The 26,161-nt window shown below is 67.3% G+C and carries 27 protein-coding genes and 1 pseudogene; 16 read left to right on the top strand and 12 right to left on the bottom strand.

Features of this window, described 5'->3' with window-relative positions:
• The first annotated feature begins 509 nt into the window (after positions 1 to 509).
• Together IPM49_12175 and IPM49_12170 are read left to right on the top strand one after the other, a co-directional pair.
• Entirely contained in the window at positions 510 to 1,025 is a 516-nt protein-coding gene (locus IPM49_12175) for a hypothetical protein (GenBank protein MBK9275277.1), read from the top strand.
• A gap of 27 nt (positions 1,026 to 1,052) precedes the next feature.
• A complete protein-coding gene (locus IPM49_12170) occupies positions 1,053 to 1,643 on the top strand; it encodes a hypothetical protein (GenBank protein MBK9275276.1) in 591 nt (196 codons plus the stop codon).
• A 134-nt stretch (positions 1,644 to 1,777) separates the two neighbouring features.
• Here the strand turns inward: IPM49_12170 and IPM49_12165 are convergent, their stop codons facing one another.
• Both IPM49_12165 and IPM49_12160 read right to left on the bottom strand, forming a co-directional pair.
• Positions 1,778 to 2,170 (bottom strand): hypothetical protein, encoded by a 393-nt coding sequence (locus tag IPM49_12165; protein MBK9275275.1) that lies wholly within the window; start codon positions 2,168 to 2,170, stop codon positions 1,778 to 1,780.
• A gap of 310 nt (positions 2,171 to 2,480) precedes the next feature.
• Positions 2,481 to 5,879, bottom strand: coding sequence for a leucine--tRNA ligase (locus IPM49_12160; protein MBK9275274.1), 3,399 nt, complete (start codon positions 5,877 to 5,879; stop codon positions 2,481 to 2,483).
• Positions 5,880 to 5,987: 108 nt separating this feature from the next.
• On the opposite strand from IPM49_12160, the gene IPM49_12155 reads away from it, so the two are divergent.
• From IPM49_12155 to IPM49_12130, 6 genes and pseudogenes are all read left to right on the top strand, one after another.
• The gene (locus tag IPM49_12155; GenBank protein ID MBK9275273.1) at positions 5,988 to 6,857 is read left to right on the top strand and encodes a cell division protein FtsX; all 870 of its coding nucleotides are present in this window, start codon (positions 5,988 to 5,990) and stop codon (positions 6,855 to 6,857) included.
• Between the two features lie 13 nt (positions 6,858 to 6,870).
• A complete protein-coding gene (locus IPM49_12150; protein ID MBK9275272.1) occupies positions 6,871 to 7,110 on the top strand; it encodes a DUF3098 domain-containing protein in 240 nt (79 codons plus the stop codon).
• 9 nt (positions 7,111 to 7,119) lie between these two features.
• Positions 7,120 to 7,914: an undecaprenyl-diphosphate phosphatase gene (locus IPM49_12145; GenBank protein ID MBK9275271.1), complete on the top strand. Its 795-nt coding sequence runs from the start codon at positions 7,120 to 7,122 to the stop codon at positions 7,912 to 7,914.
• A 4-nt stretch (positions 7,915 to 7,918) separates the two neighbouring features.
• Complete coding sequence (gene truB, locus IPM49_12140; protein MBK9275270.1) at positions 7,919 to 8,617, top strand: tRNA pseudouridine(55) synthase TruB; 699 nt, start codon at positions 7,919 to 7,921, stop codon at positions 8,615 to 8,617.
• A gap of 126 nt (positions 8,618 to 8,743) precedes the next feature.
• A pseudogene (gene queA / locus IPM49_12135) lies at positions 8,744 to 9,794 on the top strand (tRNA preQ1(34) S-adenosylmethionine ribosyltransferase-isomerase QueA).
• 119 nt (positions 9,795 to 9,913) lie between these two features.
• The gene (locus IPM49_12130) at positions 9,914 to 10,576 is read left to right on the top strand and encodes a 2-C-methyl-D-erythritol 4-phosphate cytidylyltransferase (GenBank protein MBK9275269.1); all 663 of its coding nucleotides are present in this window, start codon (positions 9,914 to 9,916) and stop codon (positions 10,574 to 10,576) included.
• A gap of 93 nt (positions 10,577 to 10,669) precedes the next feature.
• Here IPM49_12130 and IPM49_12125 read toward each other — a convergent pair whose 3' ends face one another.
• Together IPM49_12125 and IPM49_12120 are read right to left on the bottom strand one after the other, a co-directional pair.
• On the bottom strand, positions 10,670 to 11,008 hold the full coding sequence (locus IPM49_12125; GenBank protein MBK9275268.1) for a DUF86 domain-containing protein: 339 nt from the start codon (positions 11,006 to 11,008) through the stop codon (positions 10,670 to 10,672).
• Positions 10,995 to 11,291, bottom strand: a complete 297-nt coding sequence (locus IPM49_12120) for a nucleotidyltransferase family protein (GenBank protein MBK9275267.1) — start codon at positions 11,289 to 11,291, stop codon at positions 10,995 to 10,997. Before IPM49_12120 ends, IPM49_12125 begins: the two co-directional genes overlap by 14 nt.
• A 68-nt stretch (positions 11,292 to 11,359) precedes the next feature.
• Between IPM49_12120 and rlmN the strand changes: the two genes are divergently transcribed.
• Positions 11,360 to 12,433: a 23S rRNA (adenine(2503)-C(2))-methyltransferase RlmN gene (gene rlmN / locus IPM49_12115; GenBank protein ID MBK9275266.1), complete on the top strand. Its 1,074-nt coding sequence runs from the start codon at positions 11,360 to 11,362 to the stop codon at positions 12,431 to 12,433.
• Between the two features lie 115 nt (positions 12,434 to 12,548).
• On the opposite strand, the gene IPM49_12110 is transcribed toward rlmN, so the two are convergent.
• Positions 12,549 to 13,280, bottom strand: coding sequence for a hypothetical protein (locus IPM49_12110; GenBank protein MBK9275265.1), 732 nt, complete (start codon positions 13,278 to 13,280; stop codon positions 12,549 to 12,551).
• An 82-nt stretch (positions 13,281 to 13,362) separates the two neighbouring features.
• Here IPM49_12110 and IPM49_12105 point away from each other — a divergent pair, with 82 nt between their 5' ends.
• Genes IPM49_12105 through dnaG form a run of 3 tightly spaced genes read left to right on the top strand, consistent with a single transcriptional unit; the run spans position 13,363 to position 16,796 of the window.
• Positions 13,363 to 14,349, top strand: a complete 987-nt coding sequence (locus IPM49_12105) for a polyprenyl synthetase family protein (GenBank protein MBK9275264.1) — start codon at positions 13,363 to 13,365, stop codon at positions 14,347 to 14,349.
• Between the two features lie 8 nt (positions 14,350 to 14,357).
• Positions 14,358 to 14,792: a hypothetical protein gene (locus IPM49_12100; protein ID MBK9275263.1), complete on the top strand. Its 435-nt coding sequence runs from the start codon at positions 14,358 to 14,360 to the stop codon at positions 14,790 to 14,792.
• A gap of 27 nt (positions 14,793 to 14,819) precedes the next feature.
• Positions 14,820 to 16,796, top strand: a complete 1,977-nt coding sequence (dnaG, locus tag IPM49_12095; protein MBK9275262.1) for a DNA primase — start codon at positions 14,820 to 14,822, stop codon at positions 16,794 to 16,796.
• Here the strand turns inward: dnaG and IPM49_12090 are convergent, their stop codons facing one another.
• Positions 16,797 to 17,204, bottom strand: coding sequence for a 6-phosphogluconate dehydrogenase (locus IPM49_12090; GenBank protein ID MBK9275261.1), 408 nt, complete (start codon positions 17,202 to 17,204; stop codon positions 16,797 to 16,799).
• Between the two features lie 173 nt (positions 17,205 to 17,377).
• Between IPM49_12090 and IPM49_12085 the strand changes: the two genes are divergently transcribed.
• Together IPM49_12085 and IPM49_12080 are read left to right on the top strand one after the other, a co-directional pair.
• Complete coding sequence (locus tag IPM49_12085) at positions 17,378 to 18,292, top strand: cation transporter (GenBank protein ID MBK9275260.1); 915 nt, start codon at positions 17,378 to 17,380, stop codon at positions 18,290 to 18,292.
• A gap of 6 nt (positions 18,293 to 18,298) precedes the next feature.
• Entirely contained in the window at positions 18,299 to 18,442 is a 144-nt protein-coding gene (locus IPM49_12080) for a hypothetical protein (protein ID MBK9275259.1), read from the top strand.
• A 60-nt stretch (positions 18,443 to 18,502) separates the two neighbouring features.
• Here IPM49_12080 and IPM49_12075 read toward each other — a convergent pair whose 3' ends face one another.
• From IPM49_12075 to IPM49_12065, 3 genes are all read right to left on the bottom strand, one after another.
• Positions 18,503 to 19,138 carry a T9SS type A sorting domain-containing protein gene (locus IPM49_12075; GenBank protein MBK9275258.1) on the bottom strand — a complete coding sequence of 212 codons (636 nt, stop codon included), beginning with the start codon at positions 19,136 to 19,138 and terminating at the stop codon, positions 18,503 to 18,505.
• 273 nt (positions 19,139 to 19,411) lie between these two features.
• Complete coding sequence (locus IPM49_12070; protein ID MBK9275257.1) at positions 19,412 to 19,600, bottom strand: hypothetical protein; 189 nt, start codon at positions 19,598 to 19,600, stop codon at positions 19,412 to 19,414.
• Positions 19,601 to 19,693: 93 nt separating this feature from the next.
• Positions 19,694 to 19,894 (bottom strand): hypothetical protein, encoded by a 201-nt coding sequence (locus IPM49_12065; protein MBK9275256.1) that lies wholly within the window; start codon positions 19,892 to 19,894, stop codon positions 19,694 to 19,696.
• A 145-nt stretch (positions 19,895 to 20,039) separates the two neighbouring features.
• Between IPM49_12065 and IPM49_12060 the strand changes: the two genes are divergently transcribed.
• Positions 20,040 to 22,268: a CotH kinase family protein gene (locus IPM49_12060; GenBank protein MBK9275255.1), complete on the top strand. Its 2,229-nt coding sequence runs from the start codon at positions 20,040 to 20,042 to the stop codon at positions 22,266 to 22,268.
• Between the two features lie 536 nt (positions 22,269 to 22,804).
• On the opposite strand, the gene IPM49_12055 is transcribed toward IPM49_12060, so the two are convergent.
• Positions 22,805 to 23,779, bottom strand: coding sequence for a hypothetical protein (locus IPM49_12055; GenBank protein ID MBK9275254.1), 975 nt, complete (start codon positions 23,777 to 23,779; stop codon positions 22,805 to 22,807).
• A 48-nt stretch (positions 23,780 to 23,827) separates the two neighbouring features.
• Between IPM49_12055 and IPM49_12050 the strand changes: the two genes are divergently transcribed.
• A complete protein-coding gene (locus IPM49_12050) occupies positions 23,828 to 24,010 on the top strand; it encodes a hypothetical protein (GenBank protein ID MBK9275253.1) in 183 nt (60 codons plus the stop codon).
• 10 nt (positions 24,011 to 24,020) lie between these two features.
• On the opposite strand, the gene purD is transcribed toward IPM49_12050, so the two are convergent.
• Together purD and IPM49_12040 are read right to left on the bottom strand one after the other, a co-directional pair.
• A complete protein-coding gene (purD, locus tag IPM49_12045; GenBank protein MBK9275252.1) occupies positions 24,021 to 25,328 on the bottom strand; it encodes a phosphoribosylamine--glycine ligase in 1,308 nt (435 codons plus the stop codon).
• A gap of 116 nt (positions 25,329 to 25,444) precedes the next feature.
• Complete coding sequence (locus IPM49_12040) at positions 25,445 to 26,074, bottom strand: redoxin family protein (GenBank protein MBK9275251.1); 630 nt, start codon at positions 26,072 to 26,074, stop codon at positions 25,445 to 25,447.
• Positions 26,075 to 26,161 lie beyond the last annotated feature (87 nt).

The raw sequence follows: 26,161 nt of genomic DNA, 5'->3' as shown, positions 1-26,161 counted from the left end.
GATAACGGAAAGAACTCAATAGCCCGAATGCCGCTGGCGCGGATCTGCGGTCCGTGCCTCCCTGTCAGATGATCTCAACGCTTAGCAACGACGGTATTCCCGCATTGGCAGCTCTGCTCGAGTATGGATAGTGCAGCCGTTCATGCACGCAGGACCAGACAGTGGGTAACAGCTTACAGCCCCAGCAGATCCCAACGATCTTGATAGCCTCCTTGCGCGGGCACCCACGCCGTCCCTCCGCCGGCCGAGCACCTCCGGGCCGCTCCGCCTCCGGCGGCCTTAGCTCATCAGCCCAGGCCAAGGCCTTCGGCACCAAGGGCCGATGGACCATCGATCCGCAGGGAATGGTCGGCCGGGCCATATGCATTCGGCAAGGGGAGCCGTCTGGGCCGCTGGGGGTGCGCATGCGGGTAGGCTTTGTGCGTCGCCCGGCCAAGCACCTACCCGTTCCGGAGGTGTGGTGGGGGGTGAGGGGGCGTAGCCTACTTTCGTGAGGCGATCATCCCAACATGGAAAAGAGCATGGAACAGCGCGGCGGCGTTCACCCCAGCCTGCCGTTGGGCCTCAGCACGAACCGCATGCGCATCCCGCGTTTCATCGGTGTCGCAGCCCTGCTCCTATCCACGGGCTGCGGCAAGGATGGCGCCACTGGACCGCAAGGCCCAGCCGGGGCGGACGGAAGTCTGACCGTGAACGCCGCCTACTTCCCCAACCCACCCCAGGCCGGTTGGAGCGGCTCCGGAACCACCAGCTACCGGACCACATTCCCGGTGCCCGCCGTAACACAGGACATTCTGCTGAACGGGTTCGTGCGGGTGCACTTCTATGATGCCACGGGCGGCGACACGGTGTTCACCTTGCTGCCCTTCATGGTGGATGATATTCCGCCTGTCGTGACCTATTCGCACAGCGACTCCATCGGCCAGGTAACGGTGTCCACCAGCATACCCAGCGGGTTCCATCAAAATCCCGGCGGGGTGTTCCCAGGCGCGCAGTTCGGGTTCAGGGTGGTGACGATCCGCTAGCTTTGACCACCATCATTCATGGCGATCATGAGCGTTCGCGCCTTCATCCTTGTGCCGGTCGTGTGCACACTATCCACTACTGCCCAGGATCCCGTGGGCTTCTTCATCGAGAAAGGGGACACTGTGTGGATGTACGAATCGCAGAGCTCACAGAGCAGCACGTGCAGCATGACGGGCCAGTACCTGCGCTACCATGTGAAGGAGGATAAACGCGAACGACAGGTCGGCCAAAGCAAGGTCTCCGAGCTGCATTTCGGGGGCCGCAGGTGGGTCAACATGTCCATCGGGAGCCTGGGCATGGACCGCCTCCACGAGGTGATCATGGAAAGCGACCAGTACATCCTGACGAGCTACTGGGATGGCTTCTCCTTCATGTACATCATCGACAAGGCCGCCGGGAAATACGTGCTGAAGAAGGAGATGCATTCCTGGCGCGAGGCCAAGGACCGCGAGATGCTGCGGGAGATCAAGAAGTACTTCGGCAAGGATTGCGCGGAGGCGATCACGGCCATGGAGAAAGGCCTGGAGGAGGGCTACGCCGGGAGGTACGACAGCATGGACCACGAGGCCGACCGGATGTTCAAGTACGTGAAGAACTACCGGTGCCCGCGGCCTTGAAGCCGCCCCCTCTGGCGCGAGCGAGGGGGTGAACACAGGCGGGACGCCTGTGCGACGCTCACGTGTGAGCGGGCGCCGCCTCAGCGGCCGCACCACGTGATCAACCCGACCGTGGTGTGGCACGCACCGGCCGCTCAATGCAGCGGGATCCCGGTGACCACACTATCCCCGTCCGCCGTGGGCACCACCGCGCAGGCCACCATGGTGCCGCCCGGGCAGTAGTTCCACCGCACGGCGGCGCTCTCCAGCTCGCGCCCGAAGGCGATCGGGTCGCGCAGGGCATGGGAACGCATCGCCACGTAGAGCGCACAGGTGCGCTGCACCAGGTCCACAGCCGCAAGGTCCTTGGGCACCGGCACCGCGCGGATGAGCCGCTGCACGTTCACGCGCGGTGTGCCCGCCACGGGCGGTAGCTGTTCCGTGGGTCCGCAGGGGAACGCGAGCCCCATGCACAGCAGGTAGGGGGTGAGGAAGCCGGTGATGATCATGGCCCGGTGCGTTTCCCCGAAGGTGGGGCGCACGACCATGCCCCCGGGCGGCTGCAACAGACTTTAACACGAGCAGGGGACCGGCCGGTGGAAGGGGGATGACCATCACCGATCCAGACGCACCGGGTATGTGCCGGAACGCGCGCGCTTTCTTGCGCGATCGCCTGGCCGCTTACTTCAGGATCGTCCAGCGTTCCGCATGCCTGTGCGCTTGGTGACCTTGTGGACCATGATACCGTCCATGGTAGGCGGACAACGCAATTCGCGGAAAGGTGCTTCCGGTGCCGAGCCCGCAGCCAGCGCCTGGCCATCCTGTTCATCGCGCCACAGGCAAGATGCCTGTGGGACCTTACACCACGATGTTCACGATGCGATTGGGCACCACGATCACCTTCTTGGGCGCCTTGCCTTCGAGCCGGGCCTGCACCTCGGGGTTGGCCAGCACCTGCTCCTCCACGCTCTTGGGGTCCAGCGCGATGGGGAACTCCAGCTGCAGGCGGGTCTTGCCGTTGAAGCTGATGGGGTAGCTGAAGCTGTCCTCCACCAGGTGCTCGGCGCTCCATTGCGGCCAGGGGGCGGTGGTGACGCTGTCAGCATGCCCGAGCTTCTGCCACAGCTCCTCGGCGATGTGCGGGGCGAAGGGTGCCAGGGCGACCACCAGCGGCTCCAGCACCGCGCGCTTGGTGCACTTCAGGCTGCCCAGCTCGTTCACCGCGATCATGAACTGCGCCACGCTGGTGTTGAAGCTCATCTTCTCGATGTCCTCGGTCACCTTCTTCAGGGTGGCGTGCAGGATCTTCAGTTCGGGTTTGGTGGGGGCGTCGTCGGTCAACTGGAACGTATCCTCCGGACCGTGAAAGAGGTTCCAGAACTTCCGCAGGAAGCGGAAGGTGCCCTCGATGCCGTTGGTGTCCCAAGGCTTGCTCTGCTCCAAGGGGCCCAGGAACATCTCGTACAAGCGCAGCGTGTCGGCGCCGTACTTGGTGATGATGTCGTCGGGGTTCACCACGTTGAACTTCGACTTGGACATCTTCTCGACTTCGCGAGTAACCATGAAGTCCTGACCTCGCTTCACGAAGAACGCTTCCTTATACTCTCTTCGGTCCGAACGAAGTCCTGATTCACTGATCAAGTGATCTCCATCAACGAACTCAATCCCAATTCGCGCGGATGAGAGGTGTCGGTCGATCGGCAGTCTCCCACGAAAACTGGCCGGCGTCCCCTGGTTGTTCGCAACCTCTTCAAGCGAGTTCAGACCTGCTCGCATCAACTCATCGGCTGATGATTGTCGGGACGGGTCATTTGACCTCCAGTCATCGGCAACATCTGAAGACACAAGCAGCGCGAAAGGCTCAATGAAAGACAGCGCATCTGAGACATCAAGACCAGAAGAGTTCCAGGTAATACTGCAACGATAGACCCAAGCACTTACCCCTTGGATCATCCCCTGGTTCACCAGCTTCTTCGCGGGCTCATCGAAGGGCAGCCAGCCGCGGTCGTGCAGGAACTTGGTCCAGAAGCGGAAGTAGAGCAGGTGGCCGGTGGCGTGCTCGCTGCCGCCCACGTAAAGGTCCACCTGTTGCCAATAGTTGATGGCCTCGGGTGAGGCAAAGCGCTCCGCGTTACCGGGATCCATATAGCGCAGGAAGTACCAGCTGCTACCGGCCCAACCGGGCATGGTGGTGGTCTCCAACGGGAAGCCGTTATAGCTCCAGTTGGCGGCGCGGGCCAGGGGCGGTTCACCGTCCTCCGTGGGCAGGAACTTGTCCACTTCGGGGAGCTTCAAAGGCAACTCGTTTTCCGGCAGCGGATAGGGGATTCCGTCCTGGTAGTAGATGGGGATCGGCTCGCCCCAATAGCGCTGGCGGCCGAAGGCGGCATCGCGCAGGCGGAAGTTGGTGCGGCCCTCGCCGGCGCCGAGCTTCTCCAGCTCTTGGATGGCGCGGGTGATGGCCTGCGGCACCTTCAAGCCCTTGAGGAAGCCCTCGCTGCAGATGGTAGCGTCCTTGCGCTCGTCGGCCTCCTTCTCGATATCGGCAGCCTCGGTCACCGCGATGATGGGCAGACCGAAGTGCTTCGCGAAGCGCCAGTCGCGCTGGTCGCCGCCGGGCACGGCCATCACGGCACCGGTGCCGTAGCCGGCCAGCACGTAATCGCCCACCCACACGGGCACATCCGCACCGGTGAAGGGGTGCCTCGCGTAGCTGCCGGTGAACACGCCGCTCACCTTGTCCACCTCGGCCTGGCGCTCGCGCTCGCTGCGGTTCTTGGCGGTGTTCACGTAGGCCTCCACCTCGGCCTTGCGGTCCGGCGTTGTGAGAACGGGAACCAGTTCGTGTTCCGGAGCCAGCGTTAAGAACGTTACGCCAAAAAGGGTATCCGGGCGGGTGGTGAAGACCTCGATGAAATGCCCCTCACCCCCTGGCCCCCTCTCCGACGGAGAGGGGGAAACGCGCTCCGCATCCGAAAACCTGACATCCGGCCTTGGACCAAGAGCGGCTTTAATGGCTTCCACTACGCGAGGCATGTCTGCCATCACCTCCTCGTTCGTGAAGCGGATGACATCAAAGCCCAGTTCCTTCAATCGCTCTGTTCGAGCAGCATCCTCTTCTCGGGTCTGCTCATGAATGCCGCCATCCACCTCGATGATCAACCGCTTGGGCAACGAGACGAAATCCACAATGTACCTATCGATCACGTGCTGCCTGCGGATCCTGCCGCCGGTGGCTTGACCACGTATCTGCTGCCATAGTCTGTCCTCGGCCTCGGTGGGGTCCTTTCGATTCTCACGGGCATAACGCTGGAGCTTTGAGGCCGAGCGCTCGTCGGCCGTCAAGTAACCCGGGCGCTCAGCCCAACTGGGGGCTTGTGCCCCCCTCTCCCCCGGAGTGGGGTCGGGGGTGAGGGCAAACCGCACGGTGGCGCCCTCGCTGCGGCCGATCCAGTTGCGCTGCGCCTCCTTGATGCTCTCGCTCCAGTCCAGTCCGTCCAACCCATCGAGCAGGCGCTGGGCGTATGCGGTGATGCGCAGGCTCCACTGCTTCATGCGCTTGCGCTCCACGGGGTGGCCGCCGCGCTCGCTCACACCGTCCTTCACCTCATCGTTGGCGAGCACCGTGCCCAGCGCGGGGCACCAGTTCACCCAGGCATCGCTGAGGTAGGCCAGGCGGAAGTGCTGCAGCACGAGCTGCTTGGTGCGTTCATCGAACGACTGCCATTCCGCCGCGGTGAAGCCGCCCACGAACTGCTCGATGTCGCCGGTGAGCACGCCGGCATCCTGGCCGGTGCAGCCCTGGGCCTCGAAGCGCGCGATGAGCTCGCTGATCGGACGGGCCTTGTCCGCCTTGGCGTCGTACCAGCTGTCGAAGAGCTGCAGGAAGATCCACTGGGTCCATTTGTAGAACGACGGATCGCTGGTGCGCACCTCGCGGTCCCAGTCGAAGCTGAAGCCGATGTGGTCCAGCTGTTCGCGGTAGCGCTTCACGTTGACCTCGGTGGTGGTCGCGGGGTGCTGGCCGGTCTGGATGGCATACTGTTCCGCGGGCAGGCCGAAGCTGTCGTAGCCCATGGGGTGCAGCACGTTGAAGCCGCAGTGCCGCTTGTAGCGCGCCACGATGTCGCTGGCGATGTAGCCCAGGGGTGCCCCACGTGCAGGCCGGCGCCGCTGGGATAAGGGAACATGTCGAGCACGTAGTACTTGGGCCTGGAGGGGTCGTTGGCCACGCGGTAGGTGCCGCGCTTCCGCCATTCGTCCTGCCACTTCTTCTCGATGTCCGTGTGCTCGTAGGCCATGTCCGCTCGTTCGCTGCGCGAAAGTAGCGGACCGGCCCCGGCGGCTACCTTCGCGGCCATGTCGATGGAGCGACCCACCCGGCGACGCACGCGCACGGCCACGGTGGGCACCGTGGTGGGCATCGCGCTGGTGCTCTTCATGCTGGGGGTGCTGGGCTTCCTGGTGCTGAATGCGCGCGCCCTGGACCGCTACTTCAAGGAGCATGTCCGCGTGGACGTCTTCCTGAAGCGGGGGCTGAAGGAGACGGACGTGATGCAGTACCGCAAGGCGCTGGACACCGAAGCCTGGGTGCTGGAGACGCGCTACGTGACCGCCGACGAGGCGGCCGAGCAGCTGAAGCAGGACCTGGGCGAGGACTTCCTGGGCGTGCTGGGCAGCAACCCGCTGCTGGCGAGCATCGAGCTGCGGCTGGCCGCCACGCACGCCCATCCGGACAGCGTGCAATGGATCGTGGAGCGCCTGCAGGGCGACCCCCGCACGCACGAAGTGGCCTACAACGCGGCGGTGGTGCGCAACATCCAGGCGAACATGAACAAGCTGGGGCTGGCCGTGCTGGGCTTCAGCGTGCTGCTGCTCATCATCGCCGTGGCGCTCATCAACAACACGATCCGCCTGGCGGTGTACAGCCAGCGCTTCCTGATCCGCACCATGCATCTGGTGGGCGCCACGCGGTGGTTCATCCAGCGGCCCTTCCTGGGGCAGAGCCTGTGGCAGGGCGTGCTCAGCGCCGTGCTGGCCATCGGCCTGCTGGTGCTCACGCTGCGCCTGGTGCTGCGCACGGTGCCCGACCTGCTGGCCTTCACCAACGCCACCACCCTGGTGCTGCTCTTCGCCGCCGTGCTGCTGCTGGGCCTGCTGATCTCCCTGGCCAGCACCTGGTTCGCCGTGCGGCGCTACCTTCGCATGTCCGCCGAAGACATCCACTGGAGCTGAACCCCCGACCCGCATGGCCGCGCACAACGACAACGAGATGCCCTTCACCCGCGAGAACTACCGCCTGCTGGTGATCGGCCTGGGCATCGTGGTGCTGGGCTTCATCCTGATGGCCGGCGGCGGTACCGGCGACCCCAACACCTTCGACCCCGAGGCCATCTTCAGCCCGCGCCGCATCACCGTGGCCCCGCTGGTGGCCCTGGCCGGCTACCTGTTCATCGTCTACGCCATCCTGAAGCGCCCCACGCGGTAGTCGGCAGGCATGGGGATCCTGGAGGCCATCGTCCTGGCCATCATCGAGGGCCTCACGGAGTTCCTGCCCGTGAGCAGCACCGGCCATATGATCATCGGCTCCACGCTGATGGGCATCGCGCAGGACGATTTCGTAAAGCTCTTCACGGTGGCCATCCAGTTCGGCGCCATCCTCAGCGTGGTGGTGCTCTATTGGAAGCGCTTCTTCCAGAGCTTCGACCTCTACCTGAAGCTGCTGGCGGGCTTCATCCCGGCCGTGATCATGGGCCTGCTGTTCAAGGACCACATCGATGCGCTGCTGGAGAACGTGACCGTGGTGGCCCTGGCGCTGCTGGCCGGCGGCGTGGTGTTCCTGTTCATCGAGCGCTGGGCGCCCGGCGGCACCGGCACCGGCCCGCAGACGGTGAGCTACCGCCAGGCGGTGATCATCGGCTGCTTCCAATGCCTGGCCATGGTGCCCGGCGTGTCCCGCTCGGCGGCCACCCTCATCGGCGGCATGGCCCAGGGCCTCACCCGCAAGCACGCCGCGGAGTTCAGCTTCCTGCTGGCCGTGCCCACCATGTTCGCCGCCACCGCCAAGAGCCTCTACGACTATCTGAACGACGGCGGCGCCTTCACCGGCGAGCACCTGCGTCTGTTCGCCATCGGCAATGCCGTGGCCTTCGTGGTGGCCGTGCTGGCCATCAAGGGCTTCATCGCCTACCTGCAGCAGCGCGGCCTGGCCGCCTTCGGCTGGTACCGCATCGCCGTGGGCGGGGTGCTGCTGCTCCTCATGGCCCTCGGCGTGCCGCTGCATCTGGTGTAAGCCCATGGCCAACACCGACCCCATCGACCTGGAGGGTGGCGGCCTGCTGCTGGTGGACAAGCCCGTGGGCTGGACCAGCTTCGATGTGGTGGGCAAGCTGCGCGGTGCGCTCAACTCGCTGGCCGGACGCCGCGTGAAGGTGGGCCATGCCGGCACCCTGGACCCGCTGGCCAGCGGCCTGCTGCTGCTGGCCTACGGCCGGCGCACCAAGGACCTGCCCAACCTCACCGGGCTCGACAAAACGTATGTGGGCACGCTCACCCTCGGTGAGGTGACCCCTTCGCAGGACGGGGAGACCCCGGTGAGCGCGTCGCTGCCCTGGGCGCACCTGGACCGGGCTGCGGTGGAGGCCGTGCTGCCCCGCTTCACCGGCGCCCTGCTGCAACGGCCGCCGATGTACAGCGCCAAGCACCACAAAGGCGAGCGCGCCTACTTCCTCGCCCGGGACGGCCGGTCCGTGGAGATGGAGCCCGTGCAGGTGACCGTGCATGCGCTGACCCTGCTGGACATGGAAGGGCCCCGCGTGACCTTCGCCACCACCGTGAGCAAGGGCACCTACATCCGCACCCTGGCGCACGACATCGGCCAGGCCCTGGGCTGCGGAGCGTGGCTCAGCGCCCTGCGCCGCACCCGCATCGCCGAGCTGGACGTGGCCGACGCCCTGCCCCCGGTGGAGCTCGCCCAGCGCATCGCCCCCCGCTGAGGGGTGCAACGCGGTTATCAACAGCCTAATTCGCTGTTTTTCAGATACTTTGACGATTCCTTAACGATCACATTATCTTCGCCGCCCCTTCCACTCAACGACGGGCCCGTAAGCCACGCCAAACCCATGAAGCTCACTTCGTTCAAGTTCAACCTGCCCAAGGAGCAGATCGCCCTCTACCCCACCAAGGACCGCGACGGCAGCAAGCTGATGGTCCTGCACCGCAAGGACGGCAAAGATCGAGCACAAGAAGTTCAAGGACATCATCAACTACTTCGACGAGGGCGACACCTTCATCCTGAACGACACGAAAGTGTTCCCCGCGCGCATGTGGGGCAACAAGGAGAAGACGGGCGCCAAGATCGAGGTGTTCATGCTGCGTGAGCTGAACCGCGACAGCCTGCTGTGGGACGTGATCGTGGACCCGGCGCGGAAGATCCGCATCGGCAACAAGCTGTACTTCGGCAAGGACGACGAGCTGGTGGCGGAGGTGATCGACAACACCACGAGCCGCGGCCGTACGCTGCGGTTCCTCTTCGACGGCACCTACGAGGAGTTCAAGCAGGCCATCACCGAGATGGGCGAAACGCCCCTGCCGCGCTACATCAAGCGCGACACCGAGCCCAGCGACGCGGAGCGCTACCAGACCATCTTCGCCCGGCACGAGGGCGCCGTGGCCGCCCCCACCGCCGGCCTGCACTTCAGCCGCGAGCTGATGAAGCGCATGGAGCTCAAGGGCATCCACTTCGCGCACGTCACCCTGCACGTGGGCCTGGGCACCTTCCGCCCCGTGGAGGTGGAGGACCTCACCAAGCACAAGATGGACAGCGAGCAGGCCATCATCACCCGGGAGGCCTGCGACATCGTGAACCGCGCCAAGGACGCCCGCAAGAAGGTGTGCTGCGTGGGCACCACCACCATGCGCGCCATCGAGAGCAGCGTCAGCACCCAGAACCACCTGAAGCCCTTCAACGGCTGGACCAACAAGTTCATCTTCCCGCCGTACGACTTCAGCATCGCCGACCGCACGATCACCAACTTCCACATGCCCGAAAGCACCCTGCTGATGCAGGTGGCCGCCTTCGGGGGCTACGACCATGTGTGGAACGCCTACAAGGTGGCCCTCAAGGAGAAGTACCGCTTCCTGAGCTACGGGGATGCGATGTTGATCATCTGAGCCCACAGGACCGCCGCGACGCGACGAACGCAAAGGGGCCGCAACGTTCTGTTGCGGCCCCTTCTTTTATGACTGCCGTCGCGCATTCGTTGCGTCCTTTGCGTCGTTGCGGTCGAACAATGCAGCGCAGTACCATCATCGTCGCCGGCGGAAGCGGCAAACGCCTGGGCGGGCCCGTGCCCAAGCAGTTCCAGACCGTGAAGGGACGGCCGCTGCTGATGTGGACCCTCGACGCGTTCCATCACTTCGATCCGGACATGGCGCTGATCGTGGTGCTGCCCCGGGCGCACTTCGACATCTGGAAGGCGCTGTGCATGGGCCACCGGTTCTTCATCCCGCACGAGGTGGTGGCCGGTGGCGAACAGCGCTGGCACAGCGTGAAGGCCGGCCTGGACACGGTGCGGGGCGATGGTCTGGTGGCCGTGCACGACGGCGTGCGTCCGCTGGTGAGCGCCGGGCTGATCGCGCGCTGCTTCGATGCGGCGGAGGCCAGCGCCGCCGCGATCCCCGTGGTGCCCGTGGTGCCCAGCATCCGCGAGACCACACCCGATGGGAGCCGCGCGCTGGACCGCTCCCGATTGCTCGCCGTGCAGACCCCGCAATGCTTCCACACCGACCTGCTGCGCAAGGCCTTCGAGCAGCCCTACGACCCGGCCTTCACCGACGAGGCCGCGCTGGTGGAACGCATGGGCGTGAAGGTGGCGCTGGTGGAGGGCGAAGAGAACAACATCAAGGTGACCACGGCGATGGACATGCGGCTGGTGGAGCTCGTGCTGGGTTGAACATGTAGGTTCAGATCATGGCATCCTCCACCGACATCCGCTCCCTCTCCCTGGAGGCGATGCGGCCATGATGGGCTGACCCTCCTGGGCCCGCTACCGGCCCACCAGTTCGTGAAGCCGGGTGCGAAGCTTCGGCAGGTCGGTGGAGAGGATCTCCCACACGATCGTCGCATCCACCCCGAAGTACTCATGCACCAGCAGGTTGCGAAAGTCGCGGATGCCGCCCCAGTCGATGTCCGGGTGTTCGCGGGTCAATGCATGCGACAGATGCCTGCAGGCCTCACCGATCACCTCGAAATTCCGGATCACCGCATCCTGCAGGAACTCGTCGCCTTGCCATTGGTCGAAGGACCTGCCTTCGGTGTACCGCAGGATCTTGTCAACCGCTTCGGCCATGTCCTGCAGCAGAAGGCGGTCGTCACGCTTGGACATGCAGCAGATCCGGTTGAATGGCCTCAAAGTACCGCGGCTTGATCCCGCCACGTGAGACAAGATCCACTCTCCTGCCGAGCAACGCGGCCAGTTCGTGGGACAGATGAAGGAACCGCATCCCGACCGGCCCATCGAACTCCACCAACACGTCCACATCGCTCCCTGGACCATCTTCGCCCCTGCTCACCGAACCAAAGAGGGCCATGGAGCGGATGGGGAATCGGGAGCGCAGTTCAGGCAGTGCGGCGCTGAGCTTCTGCAGGACTTCGTTCCGCATCGACATGGCTGCAAAGTAAGTAGGTGATCGTCCGACCTTTGCGCCGCTTGGCCCCTCAGACCGGCCGCGACGCGATGGCCTCCTCCACCGACATCCGCTCCCTCTCCCTGGAGGAGGTGCAGGCCTTGGTGGCCGAACTAGGTGAGAAGCCCTATCGGGCGAAGCAGCTCTGGGAATGGCTGTGGAAGAAGAAGGCGCGGAGCTGGGACGACATGAGCGACCTGCCCAAAGCCTTCCGGACCCGGCTGGCTGAGCGATGCGTGCTGCGTCCGCTCGTGCTGGCCGAGGAGCAGCGCAGCAGCGACGGCACGGTGAAGTGCGCGTTCCGCACCTGGGACGGCCATGTGGTGGAGGGCGTGCTCATCCCCACCCCCACCCGCCTCACGGCCTGCATCAGCAGCCAGATCGGCTGCAGCCTCACGTGCAGCTTCTGCGCCACGGGCAAGCTCAAGCGCATCCGCAACCTCGATGCCGGCGAGATCGTGGACCAGGTGGTGCTCATCGATCAGCTGGCGCGGAAGTACTACAAGGAGGGCCTCACCAACATCGTTTACATGGGCATGGGCGAGCCGCTGCTCAACTACGCGAACACCCTGCGCAGCGCCGAACGCATCACCGCCGAGGACGGCCTGGGCATGAGCGCCAGGCGCATCACGGTGAGCACCGCGGGCATCGCCAAGATGATCCGCAAGCTGGCCGACGATGGCACCAGGTTCAACCTGGCGCTGAGCCTGCACGCGGCCAACGATGCCAAGCGCGACCGCATCATGCCCATCAACGAGCAGAACAGCCTGGCGGACCTGAAGGAGGCGCTGCGCTACTACACGCGCACCACCCGGCAGCCCGTCACCTTCGAGTACATCCTGCTTCGCGGGTTCAACGATTCGCTCGCCGACGCCCAGGAACTGGTGCGCTATGCCAGCGATGTGCATGCCAAGGTGAACCTCATCGAGTACAATCCCATCGATGCCGGTGGCTTCGGCCGCACCGAGGCGAAGGAGGCCGAGGCCTTTCAGCACTACCTCGACCGCAAGGGCATCATCGCCCGCATCCGCCGCAGCCGCGGACGCGACATCGACGCCGCCTGCGGACAGCTGGCCAACAAGAACGAACCGGCGTTGAAGGAAGGGGAACGGGTGATGAAGTGAGTGGCGAGTGCCCCCACGGGGCCAACGCACCGAGTGGCGAGTGATGTCCCCTTGGGGCATTCACTCGCCACTCGGTAATCGCCACTCGCTACTTAGGACCCGCCACTCACGCTCACTAGAAGCCCAGGCCCACCTTCACGCCCAGGAAGAAGGCCGGCACGATGTCGTTCTTCTCCTCCACGGTGTAGGTCCACTTGTCGGTGACCAGGTCCAGCGATTCGTTGACGATCTGCAGGCTCCGGTTGCGGAGGGCCACACCGCCATACACGTCGAACAGCCAGTTGCTGCTGGCGCTGAGGAGCTGGTACCCGCTCAACAGCCGGATGTCGTTGTAGATCCGTTCATCCCGGTTCTTCACCGTGCTGAACGAACCGTCCGGGTTCTTCTCCTTGATGTCCTTGACATACTCGATGTGCGCAAAGCCGAGCTGCGTGTACCAGCCCTGCGGCTCGATGTCGTCCGTGTGGTACCAGCGGATGCCCAGGTGGTAGGTGGGCTTGGCGATGATGTTGGTGCCCGCCCCGTAGTCGTCCGCATCGTTGTTGCCCACGCTCAGGTTGAGGTAGTTGCGCCACGTGAAGCCCACGCCCAGCTCCATGCTGAGGCGGTGGGACAGGGCGCGCTCGTACAGCAGCGGGATCTCGCCGCGGAAGAAGAGCAGCGGGTTGAGCTTGATGGCGTTCTTCACGCACTTCACCGTGTCCCACTTGGCCGCCACCATGTCGCGGTACAGCACCACGCCGGTCTTCTTCTTGGCCGGTTTGCCCTGCGCCCAAGCCGGAGCGGCCAGCAGCAGGGCGGCGACCACGGCGAGCAGGGGGGCGACGCGGAGCGGGGAGGTGCGCATGCCCCACGAATGTAAGGCGCCGCACCGATCCGCGCGGCCACCGCCCGGTCCGTGCGCATCTTTGCCAGCCCGCCCCCGGAACATGCCCAGCCTCGAGGAGATCCAGCGCCCGATCGCGGAGGAGATGCGCGTGTTCGAGGGGCGCTTCCGCGAGGCCATGCGCAGCCGCGTGGCGCTGCTGGACCGGGTGATGCACTACATCGTGAAGCGCAAGGGCAAGCAGATGCGGCCCATGTTCACCCTGCTCAGCGCCCGCCACTTCGGACCGGTGAACGACGACGGCTTCGTGGCCGCCAGCCTCATCGAACTGCTGCACACCGCCACCCTGGTGCACGACGATGTGGTCGACGGCAGCCCGCTGCGCCGCGGCTTCTTCAGCATCAACGCCCTGTGGAAGAACAAGATCGCCGTGCTGGTGGGCGACTACCTGCTGAGCCGCGGCCTGCTGCTCGCCGTGGACAAGGGCCAGTTCGAGCTGCTGCGCATCGTGAGCCGCGCCGTGCGCGAGATCAGCGAGGGCGAGCTGCTGCAGCTGGAGAAGGCCCGCTCGCTCAACTTCAGCGAGGAGGTCTACTTCGACATCATCCGCCAGAAGACCGCGAGCCTCATCGCCGCCTGCTGCGCCAGCGGGGCCGCGGCCGGTGGCGCCACCGCCGAGGAGGTGGAGCGCATGCGCCGCTTCGGCGAACTGGCCGGCATCGCGTTCCAGATCAAGGACGACCTCTTCGACTACCCCATCGGCGGCCACGGCAGCGCCCGCACCGGCAAGCCCACCGGGCTCGACATCAAGGAGCGCAAGCTCACCCTGCCCCTGATCCACGCCCTCCGCCAGGTGCCCACCGCGGATCGGCGCTGGATGGTGCGCACCGTGAAGGCCCGCCAGCAGGACCCCGCCGCCGTGGACCGCCTGGTGCGCCGTGTGGTGGAGGCCGGCGGCGTGGACCATGCCCACCAGCGCATGCTGGAGCACCGCGACCAGGCCCTGGCCGTGCTGCACACCTTCGCCGACACGCCCGCACGCCGCGCCCTCGAGGGGCTCGTGCAGCTCACCGTCGACCGTGAGAAATGACCCGCCCGATGCGCCTCCGCTCCCTCCCCTTCGCCGCCGCCCTGTCGGTCCTTACGCTCGCGCCCGGCTGCGGCAGCCCCGCCCCCACCCCCGCCCCCGACCAGGTGCCGACCGCCGCCGGCGTCCCCCGCGACACCCTCAACGGCCCCCAGGTGCAGCAGCTGCCTGACGGCACCACCCTGCGCGGCGTGCTGCGCGACGGGCAACGCAAGGGTATCTGGCGCAGCTTCACCCCCCAGGGCCGCCTGTTGAGCCAGACGGAATACCAAGACGGCAAGGCCCAGGGCCCCGTGGTGGTCTTCCACACCAACGGAACGGTGCGTTACCAGGGCCAGCATCACAAGGGCACCCCGGTGGGCGAATGGCGCTTCCACGACCCGGCGGGGGCCCTCATCAAGACCGTGGTCTACGACAGCACCGGCACGGTGACGGCCGAACGGTGACCGTCGTTCACCCGCTGCGTACCTTCGATCCCCGCTGAACGCGCGGGCCGCCCCGAGATCGCCTACGATGCCATCCAACGCGCCAAGGACGCCTTCTGCGTCGAGGAGGTCGTGGGCGATTTCGTGGCCCTGAAGCGCAAGGGGCCCTGGTACCTGGGCCTGTGCCCCTTCCACAACGAGAAGACGCCCAGCTTCAACGTCAGCCCGGCCCTGGGCATCTTCAAGTGCTTCGGCTGCGGCGAGGCCGGTGATGCCATCACCTTCCTCCAGAAGCACGAGCACCTCAGCTACGTGGAGGCCATCCGCTGGCTGGCCAAGCGCTACAACGTCGACCTTCCCGAGGCCGAAGCCACGCCGGAGCAGCAGCTGGAGCACAGCGAACGCGAGAGCCTGGCCGCCATCCAGCGCTTCGCCACCGATTGGAGCGTGGGCCGGCTGTGGGACACCGACGAGGGCCGCCGCATCGGCCTGGCCTACTTCCGCGAACGCGGCTTCCGCGACGAGGCGATCCGCACCTTCCAGCTGGGCTACGTGCCCGAGCAGGGCGCCGCCTTCGCCACCGCCGCCCAGGCCCAGGGCTTCGACCCGGAGCTGCTGGAGAAGGCCGGATGGATCAAACGCCGCGAGGACGGCACCGCGTGGGACTTCTTCGCCGGCCGCGTCACCTTCCCGGTGCACGGCCTGGGCGGGCAGGTGATCGCTTTCGGCGCCCGCACCCTGCGCAGCGACAAGAAGCTGCCCAAGTACTTCAACAGCCCGGAGAGCGCCCTCTACATCAAGAGCCGCTCGCTCTACGGCATCCACTTCGCCAAGAAGGCCATCGCCGACAGCGGCACCTGCCTGCTGGTGGAGGGCTACACCGATGTCATCAGCCTGCACCAGGCCGGCATCCACAACGTGGTGGCCAGCAGCGGCACCAGCCTCACCGAGGACCAGGTACGGCTGATCAAGCGGTACGCACGGCAGGTCACCATCCTGTACGATGGCGACCCCGCCGGCATCAAGGCCAGCCTGCGCGGCATCGACCTCATCCTGGCCGAGGGCCTGGGGGTGAAGGTGGTGCTCTTCCCCGAAGGGGAGGATCCCGACAGCTTCGCGCGCAGCCGCCCCAGCGGCGAGGTGGAGGCCTTCCTGCGCGACAGCGCCAAGGACTTCCTGGCCTTCAAGACCGAACTGCTGGTGCGCGACACCGGTGGCGATCCCGTGCTCAAGGCCGCCGCCATCCACGACATCGTGGAGAGCATCGCCCGCATCCCCGACCAGGTGCTGCGCCAGCTGTACATCCAGCAGTGCGGCCGCCTGTTGGAGGTGAGCGAGCAGGCCCTGATCAGTGAACTGAACAAGGTGCTGCGCCGGGCCCACCGCAGGCAGCAGGGTGCGGTGGATGCCCCGGAGGCCGTGGCACCGGAACTGCAGGCGCCCCAGCCGCCGCCCGGACCCATCAAGGGCACCAACGCCCAGGAGCGCGACCTGCTCCGCATGCTCCTCAACTACGGGCACGAGCGGCTCCTGGTGCCCTTCCAGAACGAGGATGGCAGCACCAGCGAAGGGGAGACCAGCGTGGCCGAGCTCATGTTCGAGCTGCTGGCCCTGGACGACATCCTGTTCGACGAGCCGCTCTTCAAGGAGATCTACCTGGACTATCGCCACGCCAGCAACCTGGGCCACGCGGTGGACGCCGCCCGCTATGCCGGCCACGAGCAGCCCGGCTGGCGCGACCTGGCCATCGACCTGCTCACCGAGCGCCATCTGTTGAGCCCCAACTGGAAGGAGCGCCACCGCATCCACACCACCCACGAGCGCGACAAGCTGTTGGACGCGCTGGAGGAGGGGATCGACATCCTGCGCGAACGCCGGCTGGACCGCATGCTGGAGGAGCTGGACGAGCGCCTGCGCGACACCACCGAGCCCGAACAGCAGGCCGGCATCCTGCGCGAGAAGATGCGCCTCAACACGGCCAAGGTGGCCCTTTCCCGCAAGACCGGCCGCGTGGTGGTGGGCTGATCAATGCCCCACGGGCGACTTGTCCAGGTCCGAGGCCGCCGGCGCGCCGTTGCGTTCCACCCGCGTCACGAAGTAGGTCGTCTCGCCCCGCCACGGCAGCCGGGCATAGCGCTCCACGTAGTGCAGGTTCACCCGCTCGCCGCTCAGGCTGGCCTCCTCCAGTTCGCGGTAGAGCACGTCGTTGCCCTTCTGCACGCTGAAGTTGAACACCTCGTTGAGCGACGCGCCCGAGGCATCGATCGCCCCGAAGCTCTGCATGTTCAACTGCCCCTCCCAGGTCTTGAAGACCACGCCCCGCTTGCTGAGCTTGATGACCATGCCGCTGCGGCTGCCTTCGCTGTACACCGCGAAGTAGATGAACAGCAGCCAGACCAGCAGCACGGCCAGGGCCAGGAGCAGCAACCGGATCGTGAGGCGCCCCACCTTCTGACCGAAGGTGCGCGGCGCGGGGGCGGCAGGCGTGGACATGGCCGAAAGGTAGCAGCGGGGAGGTGAGCGGCCCGTGCTTCCGCCCCGGGCAACAGGCGCCGCGGCAAGCACCACCCGGCCCGGGTCCCGCACACGCCCCTACCTTTCCCCCCGTGGGACACGTGCACGCCGGCCACACGCACCACGCGCATCCGCACGGCCACGTCCATGCCGACGGTGCGCGGGCGTTGCGCACGGCCTTCCTCATCAACCTGGCCTTCACCGGGGTGGAGGTGGCCGGCGGCTGGTGGACGGGCAGCATCGCCGTGCTCACCGATGCGCTCCACGATGCGGGCGACTGCCTGGTGCTGGGCACCGCATGGTGGCTGCAACGCGTGGCGCTGAAGGGCCGCGATGCGCAGTACAGCTACGGCTACGGGCGCTTCAGCATGCTGGGGGGCTGGCTCACCAGTTTGGTCCTCATCGCCGGGGCGGTGGGCATGCTGGTGGTGAGCGTGCCCAAGGTCCTGCACCCGGAAGCCCCGCACACCACGGGCATGATCGGCATCGCCCTCTTCGGCCTGGCCATGAACGGGCTGGCCGCCTGGCGCCTGCACGCGGGCTCCACCCTCAATGAACGCGGCGCCTACCTGCACCTGCTGGAGGACGTGCTGGGCTGGGCCGCCGTGCTGGTCGGCGCCGTGCTGATCCACTTCACCGGCTGGGTGGTGCTGGACCCGCTGTTGAGCGTGGGCATCAGCGGCTACATCCTGTTCAACGCGGTGGGCACCCTGCGGCGCGGCACCGCCATCCTGATGCAGCATGTGCCCGAGGGCATCGACCTGGCCGCCGTGCGCGAACGCCTGCTGGCGATCCCCCATGTGCGCGACCTGCACGACCAGCACACCTGGAGCCTCGACGGCAGTTTCGTGGTCCACACGGTCCACCTCGTCGTGGCCGATGTGGAGCACCGCGAGGCCCTCGACATCAAGTGCCGCGCCCGGGAGGTGTTGCGCGCGCTCGGCATCCACCATGCCACCATCGAACTGGAGTGGGAGGGCGAGGACTGCGGCACCAACTGCTCCTGATCCGTCATGCGACGCGCCGCCTTCCGCCTGCTGGCCCGCCTGAACAAGGCGGTGCTGCCCAAGCTCTGGGACAAGGACCTCACCCGCCTCAGCAAGGCGAAGAAGCTGCTCGTGGCCTGGCGCTACTGGGTGACGCGCAACGCCCTATGAAGCGCGCGGGGCGGCGCATCGGTCGATGCGCCGCCCCGCGAGGGTCGATGGCGCCGGCCGCTACTCCACCACCAGGGTGCGCGACACGCTGCCGCGGTCGGTGATGAGGCGCACCAGGTAGGCCCCGGCATCCAGACCCGAGAGATCCAGCTCATGGCGCAGGTCCGTGCGGCCGTTGCCCGCCAGGCGGGCACGGCGTGCAAGGCGGCCATCCGTGCCCAGCAGCTCCAGCTGCACGCTGCCCAGGCCGGCGGTGAAGGCCACTTCAATGGTCGCGCGGTCATGGGCCGGGTTCGGCATCACCGTGAAGCGCGTCACCCCTGCGGCGTTCTCCTGCACACTGATGTCGCACGGGGCCGCCAGCAGCGTCACCGGGACGATCGTGGTGTCATTCGGGCAGAAGGTGTTGATGGCCACATAGCGGAACGTGAGGTTGCCCGCGCCGTAGATCGACGGGTTGATGACCACGTTGTAGGGACCGAGCGGGAAGCCTTGCGGATCGAGCCACACTCCGGTCTGCAGCGGGTTGCCGGTGAGCCCGGCGCTCAGGGTCAGGCTGGTGTCCGTCTCACAGGCGGTGATGGGGACCGCGGTGCCCGCGTTGGGCAGGTTGGCCTCGGTGACCGTGACGGTGGCCGAGGGGTCGCCGCAGTTGCCGATGCCCGGCACGGTGTACACGTAAGCGCCAGGGGTCATGGTGGCCGGGTCGTACTGGCCGTTCACCACCGGGCTGGGACCGCTCCACGTTCCGCCGGTCTGCGGCGTGCCCTTGCAGGTTGGCGAACAGGTCCACCGGGGCTCCGTTCACGCACACGGTCACCGCGCCATCGTCACCGGGATCGCCGTTCGGCGCGTATTCGATGTACACGCTGCTCTGCACGGTGCTGCACGGCGCAAGGGCCTCGATGGTGTACAGGTAGAACCCGCCGGGATCGGTGCCCGGGTTGAAGTTGCCGCTGTGCGGCTGGTTCAGCGGGTTGGTCCACACACCCCGGGATCGGGCGATCCGCCCAGCTCGTTGATGAGCAGGAAGTTCGGGTCCGTATCGCACACGCCGAACACAGAGGCATCGATGCCCGCATCCGGGTTCACGCCCGGCTGCACGGTGCGTTGAAGCGTCTCGGTGTCCACCACCGTGCCGTTGAGGTCCAGCGACACCTGGATGGTATACGTGCCCGCCGGGTACGGCCCCAATGGGGGCAGGGGGCTGGTTGAACGATCCCGTGCCCCCACCGGTGCCCGATGCGTTCATCACGACGCGATCGTGTTGCCGGTCTGCCCGGGCGTGAACCCCGTCACCTGGGCGTTGCCCGGGATGGTGCCGATCACGGTCACGTTCATGAACGTGCACTCGGTGATCGGATTGGGCGTGATCTGCACGTTGGTGATGGTGCCTTGGCCCATGGCGCTCAGCGAGAGGCCGGTCAGAAGCAGAAGGGTCGAATGGCGCATGGTCGCGGTTCGGATTGAGGTGCGCCAAGGTAAGCAGACCGCAGCGCCCCCGGGCGCCGCATCAGCCGTTCGTCGCTCCACCATCGGTCCCCCGGCCCGGCCGCCCCACGGCGGACACATCCGCGGCATTCCCACCTTTGGCGCCATGTCCCGCCGGTGCGCTCCCCTTGTGCTCGTGCTGTTGGCGCTCCACGCCACATCACCCGCCAGGGGCCAGCAGGTGCGCATCAACGAACTGTACCCCATGGTGCACCCGCGGGACTCCGGCTGGGTGGAGCTCTTCAATGCCGGAGAGCGGCCGGTGGACCTGGCCGGGCTTCAGCTGGTGCGGGGCGGATATCGCAGCACCCTGCCCCCACAGCCCCTGCTGGCGCCGGGCGAACGGCGCGTGGTGCGCGTGCAGGGCTCCCGCGGGACCACCGCCGCACACGATCCCCCCCTGCTGCACCTGCCCGCCTCCGGCGGCGATCTGCTGCTCTTCGGTTCCGGCGGAAGCCGCCTGCTCGACGCCTTCAGCTGGCCGGCGGTCCCCCCCGGCGTATCCATCGGCCGCCTGCCGGACGGGTCCGGTACGTGGAGCTACCTGCCCGTGCCCGGCCCCGGTGCCCCCAACCACGCCGACCAGGTGATCCGGGGCCGCGCTCCGGCCCCGGTGGCCGAAGCCGGCACGGATGGGGTCCGACTCGTCGCCTGTGCCGGCTGCACCGTGCGCTACACGCTGGACGGCAGCCCGCCCACCCTGGAGCAGGGCACCGTGGCCACCGGACCGGTGACCGTGCCGGAGGGCCGCACCCTGCGCGCCGCGGCCTGGAGGAACGACCTGCTGCCCAGCGCCGAGCGCTGGGTGGCCCGCGAAGGACCCGGCGCGGAGGTGATGCTGTGCATCGCCCCCGACGAGCTGCACGACCCGGAGCGCGGACTGTTGAGCACGGGACAGCGGGCCAACCACACCCGGACCGGCGAGGCCTGGGTGCGCCCCGCGCACGTCGTCCTGCCCGGAATGGCGGATACCGCCGCGACGGCCGTCCGCCTGCGCCTCTCGGGCTCCGGGTCGCGCAGCCTGCCCAAACGCTCCTTCAACCTCAGCACGTCGGACGGTGAGCCGCATCTGCCCCTGCCCGGGGCGACCACCTGGCGCAACGTGGTGCTCCGCGCCGACGCCACGCCGCATGCCCTGCTCCGCAACCTGTTCGCCGAGGTGGCCGTGCACCGTGCCGGCGACCGGCTCGAGGTGCAGCCCGGCGTACCCGTCCCGCTCACGCTGAACGGCGAGCCCCAGGGCGCCTACCGCCTGCTGCCGGCCAAGAACGAGGACTTCCTGCTGACGCGCGCGGAGGCCGAGCACCTGGACATCGTGGAAGGCCCTGAAGGACGGGTGGTGAAAGGCGATCGCGCCCCCTATGACCGTGCCCTCGACCTGCTCGCCCGGCGCGCGCCGTTGGACAGCCTGCAGGCGGCGATCGACGTGGAGAGCCTGGTGGAACTGGCCTGTTTCGACCTGTGGACCGGACGCGCCGACCACGACCTCAACATGCGCTGCTGGCGACCCGCACAGCCCGGCGGGCGCTGGCGCTGGGTGCTGTACGACATGGACCTGTGGGCACCGCCGGACGACCCGAGCGTGGACCGCATCGCAGAGGCCCCGCTGCCTGCGGCGCCCTATCTGTCCGCTCTGCTGGACCATCCAGAACTGCGGCCGCTGTTGCTCGCGCGCCTCGCCACCCTGGCCGCCACCGTGCTGGAGCCCCGCTCCGCGGCCGCACTCGCCGACAGCCTCTACGCGGCCCACGCCGACCTGATGCGCACCGACCATGCCCTGTGGCACGAACGCATGGTGATGCCCTCGGCGGAGGAGAGCCATGCCGACCTGCGCGGCCACGCCCTGCAGCGCTCGCGGCATGTGCTGCGCGACCTGGCCCGGCACGCTGGGGCGGACCTTCATCAGGTGATGCTGCATGCCCCCGAGGCGCGCGAGGGCCGGCTGCTGCTGGACGGGATCCCCCTGGCGCCCGGGGCGCACGGCGTCACAGGCTTCGCCGGAGCCCCCCTGCGCGTTGAGGCCCTCCCCGCACGCGGCCTGCGGCTGGCGGGCTGGAAAGGCCGTGCGGACACGGCCACGGAACTGTGGGTGGACCCGGCGGATGGCCGTCCGGTGCGGCCCTTTTCGTCCCCGACGGCTCAGGCGGGAACGGCCTGCAATAGCCCGGTGAAGAGCGCCACCCCGTCGGTGTTGCCCAGGATGGCCGAGGCCGCCCGCTCCGGGTGCGGCATCATGCCGAACACGTTGCGGTCCGCGTTGCACACCCCTGCGATGTGGTCCAGGCTGCCGTTGGGGTTGGCCTCATCGGTGAGGCGTCCTTCGGCGTCGCAGTAGCGGAACAGCACCTGGTCCTCCTCCTTCAGTCGCTTGAGGCCCGCAGCATCGATGTGGTAGCGGCCCTCGCCATGGGCGATGGGGATGGTGAGCGCCTTGCGCGTGATCGCGGCCGTGATCGGCGTCCGCTTGGTGGCGGGGGCGATGTGCACGTTGCGGCAGATGAAGCGCTGCCCGCTGTTGTGCAACAAGGCGCCCGGCAGCAGCCCCGCTTCGCACAGCACCTGGAAGCCGTTGCACACCCCCAGCACAAGCCCGCCCTTCCTGGCATGCGCCGCCACTTCCTGCATGATGGGCGAGAAGCGGGCGATGGCCCCGCTGCGCAGGTAGTCGCCGTAGCTGAAGCCGCCGGGCAGCACCACCAGGTCGCAGCCGCGCAGGTCGTGCTCCTTGTGCCACAGCCGCTCCACCGGGCCTCCGCCCTGGGCCTCCAGCACCTGGATCATGTCCTCGTCGCAATTGGACCCGGGGAAGATGACGACGCCGCACTTCATGGCCATTGGGGCTGCGCCTGTACGCAGGGGCCTCAAAGGTATTCAGCCCCACCATGGGCCGGCCACGGCCGCCACCAGCAGGGCGTACACGGCGAGCTCGGCGAGCCACAGGCGACGCGTGACCTGCAGGGGATAGCTGAGCACCACGGCCAGCGGGCAGGCCACCAGCACCGCGGGCAGCGCATGGCCCAGCACGGCCGCGAAGCCCAGCAGCAACAGACAGGCGAAGGCGAAAGCGAGGAAGGAGGCGCGGGCGTTCTTCTCCCGCATGACACTGCGCTGGTACACCCCCGCGAGCACCGGCACGGCCACCAGGAAGAGCGCGGCCACCACCGCCGGTGCCGCCCGGTCGCGCAACCAGTGGGTGGGCGGTGCGTCGACGGTGCGCACGGCCAGGGTGCCCATGGGGGCCCATCCGCCGGCCTGCGTGAGCGCCACCACGCCCCAGGCCAGCATCAGCACCACCACGGCGCCCAGCAGGGGCACCACGTAATCGCGCCAGGCATACGGGCGCATCACGGCCGCCGAGGCCCAGAGCACCACCACCAGGAACACGTACGGGAAGTAGAGCAGGGCCGCCACCCCCACCAGGCAGCCCGCATCGAACAAGGAGCCCAGCGCACGGGTGCGACCCTGCGTGCCCCAGGCGATGCGCAGCGCCTGCAGCGCGGCCGGCATGCCCAGCATCGCGGGATCGGGCGCCATGCGCAAGGGCCCCGCCGCCAGCAGCAGCGGGAACAGCAGCGCCGGCAGGTGATGGTGCCGCTCGAAGAGCTCACGGTCGTTGGCCAGGCGGTCCAGTTGGAGGCCCAATGCCAGGGTGGCCAGGACCCCCGTCAGCGATGCGGTCCAGGGCCATCGCGCGAAGGCGAGGGCGAAGGGCCGGTAGCCCGGCATGTGGGGTCCATCCGGCACCGGTGAACCATGCACGAACAGGCCCGACCACACCGCAGGGGCCAGCACCAGCAGCCCCAACAGGAGCGCCGGCTGGTAGCTGCGGTAGGCGCGGACGAGCATGCGGATGGAGCGGGATCCTATCTTTGGCGGGTCCTAAGCACGCGCACCATGCAACAGATCTGGTTCGGCATCGGTCATTTCATCCAGAAGACCTTCGACTGGTTCCTGACGCCGTTCGGCTGGCTGCCGCCGGTGCTCTTCTCGTGCGTGCTGGGCTTCGGAGCCATCTACTGGATGCGTCTTCAAGGCCGGTACAACCGGAAGGCGAAGGAACAGGGCGGCATGCTCTGATCGCCCCCCATCAGGCCTGCACCGCACCGCTCTTCGTCGGCTGCCGCACCAGGTCGTGCCCGATGTCCGTGCGCAGTTGCCGCCCCTGGAAGGTGACGCCCGCCGCCTGCGTGTAGGTGTTCAGGATGGCGTGCTCCAGGTCCTTGCCCATGGCGGTGACCACCAGCACACGACCGCCCGCGGTCACCAGGCCCTGCGGGCCTTCGGCGGTGCCGGCGTGGAACACCAGGGCGTCGCGCACCTCCTGCAACCCGGTGATGGCGCGCCCCTTGGTCACTTCACCGGGATAGCCCTCACTGGCCAGCACCACGCTCACACAGGTGCGGTCGTCCACATCCACGTGGCGCTCGCTGAGGGTGCCGGTGGCGATGCCTTCGAAGAGGTCCATCAGGTCGCTGCGCAGCCGCGGCAGGATGGCTTCGGCCTCCGGGTCGCCCAGGCGCACGTTGTACTCGATCACGTAGGGCTCACCGCCCACGTTCATCAGGCCCATGAACAGGAAGCCCTGGTAGGCGATGCCCTCCTGCTGCAGCCCCCGGATGGTGGGCGCGGCGATGCGGTCATGCACCTTCTGCATGAAGTCCTTGTCGGCGAAGGGCACGGGGCTGACGGCGCCCATGCCCCCGGTGTTGGGCCCGGTGTCGCCATCGCCGATCCGCTTGTAGTCCTTGGCCGCGGGCAGCATCTTGAAGGAGCGGCCATCGGTGATCAGGAAGGCGCTGACCTCGATGCCCGCCAGGTGGTCCTCGATCACCACACGCTCACCGGCACTGCCGAAGCGGCCCTTCTCCAGCATGTCGCGCAGCACCTTCTCGGCCTCCCGGCGATCGCTCGTGATCACCACGCCCTTGCCGGCGGCCAGGCCATCGGCCTTCAGCACGTACGGCGGCTTCACCCGGTCCAGGTGTGCCACGGCCTCCTTCAGTTCGCCCTGTTGGAACGTGCGGTGCGCGGCCGTGGGGATGTGGTGGCGGAACATGAACTCCTTGGCGAAGTCCTTGCTGCCCTCCAGGCGCGCGGCCGCAGCCCGCGGGCCGATCACGGTGATGTCCGCCAGCTTCGGATCATCGGCGATGCGGTCGTGCAGGCCGTCCACCAGCGGGCCTTCGGGACCCACCACCACGATGCGGATCTTGTTGTCCAGCAGGAAGCGCCGCAGCGCCTTGCCGTCATGCAGGTCCAGGTCCACCAGGCGCCCGTGGCGTGCCATGCCGGGGTTGCCCGGGGCGATGTACAGGGCGTCGAGCAGGGTGCTCTGGGCCAGTTTCCAGGCCAGGGCATGCTCGCGGCCCCCGCTTCCGATCAGCAGCACGTTCATGTCCGCTTCCCCTTTCGCACAAAGGAACGAAGCTTCGCCGCTGCCGACCGGCGCCTCTTATCAACAGCGCGGCCGCCCCGGTGGAGCGGCCGCACGCGGGTTGTTCACAGGGCGGCTCAGTGCGTGTGCTCCACGCGTTTGATGCTGCAGCCGATGTTGCGCGTCACCGCCGGATCGATCGCCTTGCCCTCGGCCAGGTTGGTGATGGCGTTGCGCACGAAGGGCTGCTTCACGTCGGCGGCCTTCTCCACACGGTCATCCACCGCACCCTTGTACACCAGCTTCAGGTCCTTGTCGAACAGGAACACGTGCGGGGTGGTGCGCGCCGCGAAGGCATCGGCCACCTGGTGGTCCTTGTCCAGCAGGTAGTAGTGGTTGTAGCCCTTCTCGGTGTACCGCTTCTTCATGTCGTCCAAGCCGTCGCCCATGGTGCGCTTGGCCTCGTTGCTGTTCACCAGGGCCATGCCCACGCCGTGCTTGCGGGCGAAGACGCCCAGCTCCGGGTAGCGGCCTTCCCAGCCCTCGCTGTCGTCGGTGCCCACCACGAAGGGGCAGGTGTTGCAGCTGAAGATCACCAGCAGTCCGTTCTTGCCGGCCAGCTCCTTGAGGCTCTTCTCCTGGCCGCTCACTTCCATCATGCGGTGGTCGGGCAGCGGCAGGGCATCGCCGATGTTCAGGTCCTTCAGTTCGCCGTGGGGGGCCATGCCGAGCAGGGCCAGGGCGGAAAGTGCGATCGCGGTCTTCATGGTCGGGGGATGTTGTCAGCTAGGACGCACGAAGGTAGCGTGGCGTCCGCTGGAAGGAACAGGCAGGGTGCCGGGTTGTTCGGTCTC

It is taken from the genome of Flavobacteriales bacterium, from assembly GCA_016715895.1.
GTDB lineage: Bacteria > Bacteroidota > Bacteroidia > Flavobacteriales_F > PHOS-HE28 > PHOS-HE28.
The sequence above is the reverse complement of the archived record's forward strand: the minus strand, read 5'-3'. Positions and strand labels throughout refer to the sequence as shown.

Coding starts and splice junctions, on each gene's coding strand:
- IPM49_12175 (MBK9275277.1), top strand. CDS start 510: ATGGAAAAGAGCATGGAACAGCGCGGCGGCGTTCACCCCAGCCTGCCG.
- IPM49_12170 (MBK9275276.1), top strand. CDS start 1,053: ATGAGCGTTCGCGCCTTCATCCTTGTGCCGGTCGTGTGCACACTATCC.
- IPM49_12165 (MBK9275275.1), bottom strand. CDS start 2,170: ATGGTCGTGCGCCCCACCTTCGGGGAAACGCACCGGGCCATGATCATC.
- IPM49_12160 (MBK9275274.1), bottom strand. CDS start 5,879: ATGGCGGAAGCGCGGCACCTACCGCGTGGCCAACGACCCCTCCAGGCC.
- IPM49_12155 (MBK9275273.1), top strand. CDS start 5,988: ATGGAGCGACCCACCCGGCGACGCACGCGCACGGCCACGGTGGGCACC.
- IPM49_12150 (MBK9275272.1), top strand. CDS start 6,871: ATGGCCGCGCACAACGACAACGAGATGCCCTTCACCCGCGAGAACTAC.
- IPM49_12145 (MBK9275271.1), top strand. CDS start 7,120: ATGGGGATCCTGGAGGCCATCGTCCTGGCCATCATCGAGGGCCTCACG.
- truB (MBK9275270.1), top strand. CDS start 7,919: ATGGCCAACACCGACCCCATCGACCTGGAGGGTGGCGGCCTGCTGCTG.
- IPM49_12130 (MBK9275269.1), top strand. CDS start 9,914: ATGCAGCGCAGTACCATCATCGTCGCCGGCGGAAGCGGCAAACGCCTG.
- IPM49_12125 (MBK9275268.1), bottom strand. CDS start 11,008: ATGTCCAAGCGTGACGACCGCCTTCTGCTGCAGGACATGGCCGAAGCG.
- IPM49_12120 (MBK9275267.1), bottom strand. CDS start 11,291: ATGTCGATGCGGAACGAAGTCCTGCAGAAGCTCAGCGCCGCACTGCCT.
- rlmN (MBK9275266.1), top strand. CDS start 11,360: ATGGCCTCCTCCACCGACATCCGCTCCCTCTCCCTGGAGGAGGTGCAG.
- IPM49_12110 (MBK9275265.1), bottom strand. CDS start 13,280: ATGCGCACCTCCCCGCTCCGCGTCGCCCCCCTGCTCGCCGTGGTCGCC.
- IPM49_12105 (MBK9275264.1), top strand. CDS start 13,363: ATGCCCAGCCTCGAGGAGATCCAGCGCCCGATCGCGGAGGAGATGCGC.
- IPM49_12100 (MBK9275263.1), top strand. CDS start 14,358: ATGCGCCTCCGCTCCCTCCCCTTCGCCGCCGCCCTGTCGGTCCTTACG.
- IPM49_12080 (MBK9275259.1), top strand. CDS start 18,299: ATGCGACGCGCCGCCTTCCGCCTGCTGGCCCGCCTGAACAAGGCGGTG.
- IPM49_12075 (MBK9275258.1), bottom strand. CDS start 19,138: ATGACCCCTGGCGCTTACGTGTACACCGTGCCGGGCATCGGCAACTGC.
- IPM49_12065 (MBK9275256.1), bottom strand. CDS start 19,894: ATGCGCCATTCGACCCTTCTGCTTCTGACCGGCCTCTCGCTGAGCGCC.
- IPM49_12060 (MBK9275255.1), top strand. CDS start 20,040: ATGTCCCGCCGGTGCGCTCCCCTTGTGCTCGTGCTGTTGGCGCTCCAC.
- IPM49_12055 (MBK9275254.1), bottom strand. CDS start 23,779: ATGCTCGTCCGCGCCTACCGCAGCTACCAGCCGGCGCTCCTGTTGGGG.
- IPM49_12050 (MBK9275253.1), top strand. CDS start 23,828: ATGCAACAGATCTGGTTCGGCATCGGTCATTTCATCCAGAAGACCTTC.
- purD (MBK9275252.1), bottom strand. CDS start 25,328: ATGAACGTGCTGCTGATCGGAAGCGGGGGCCGCGAGCATGCCCTGGCC.
- IPM49_12040 (MBK9275251.1), bottom strand. CDS start 26,074: ATGAAGACCGCGATCGCACTTTCCGCCCTGGCCCTGCTCGGCATGGCC.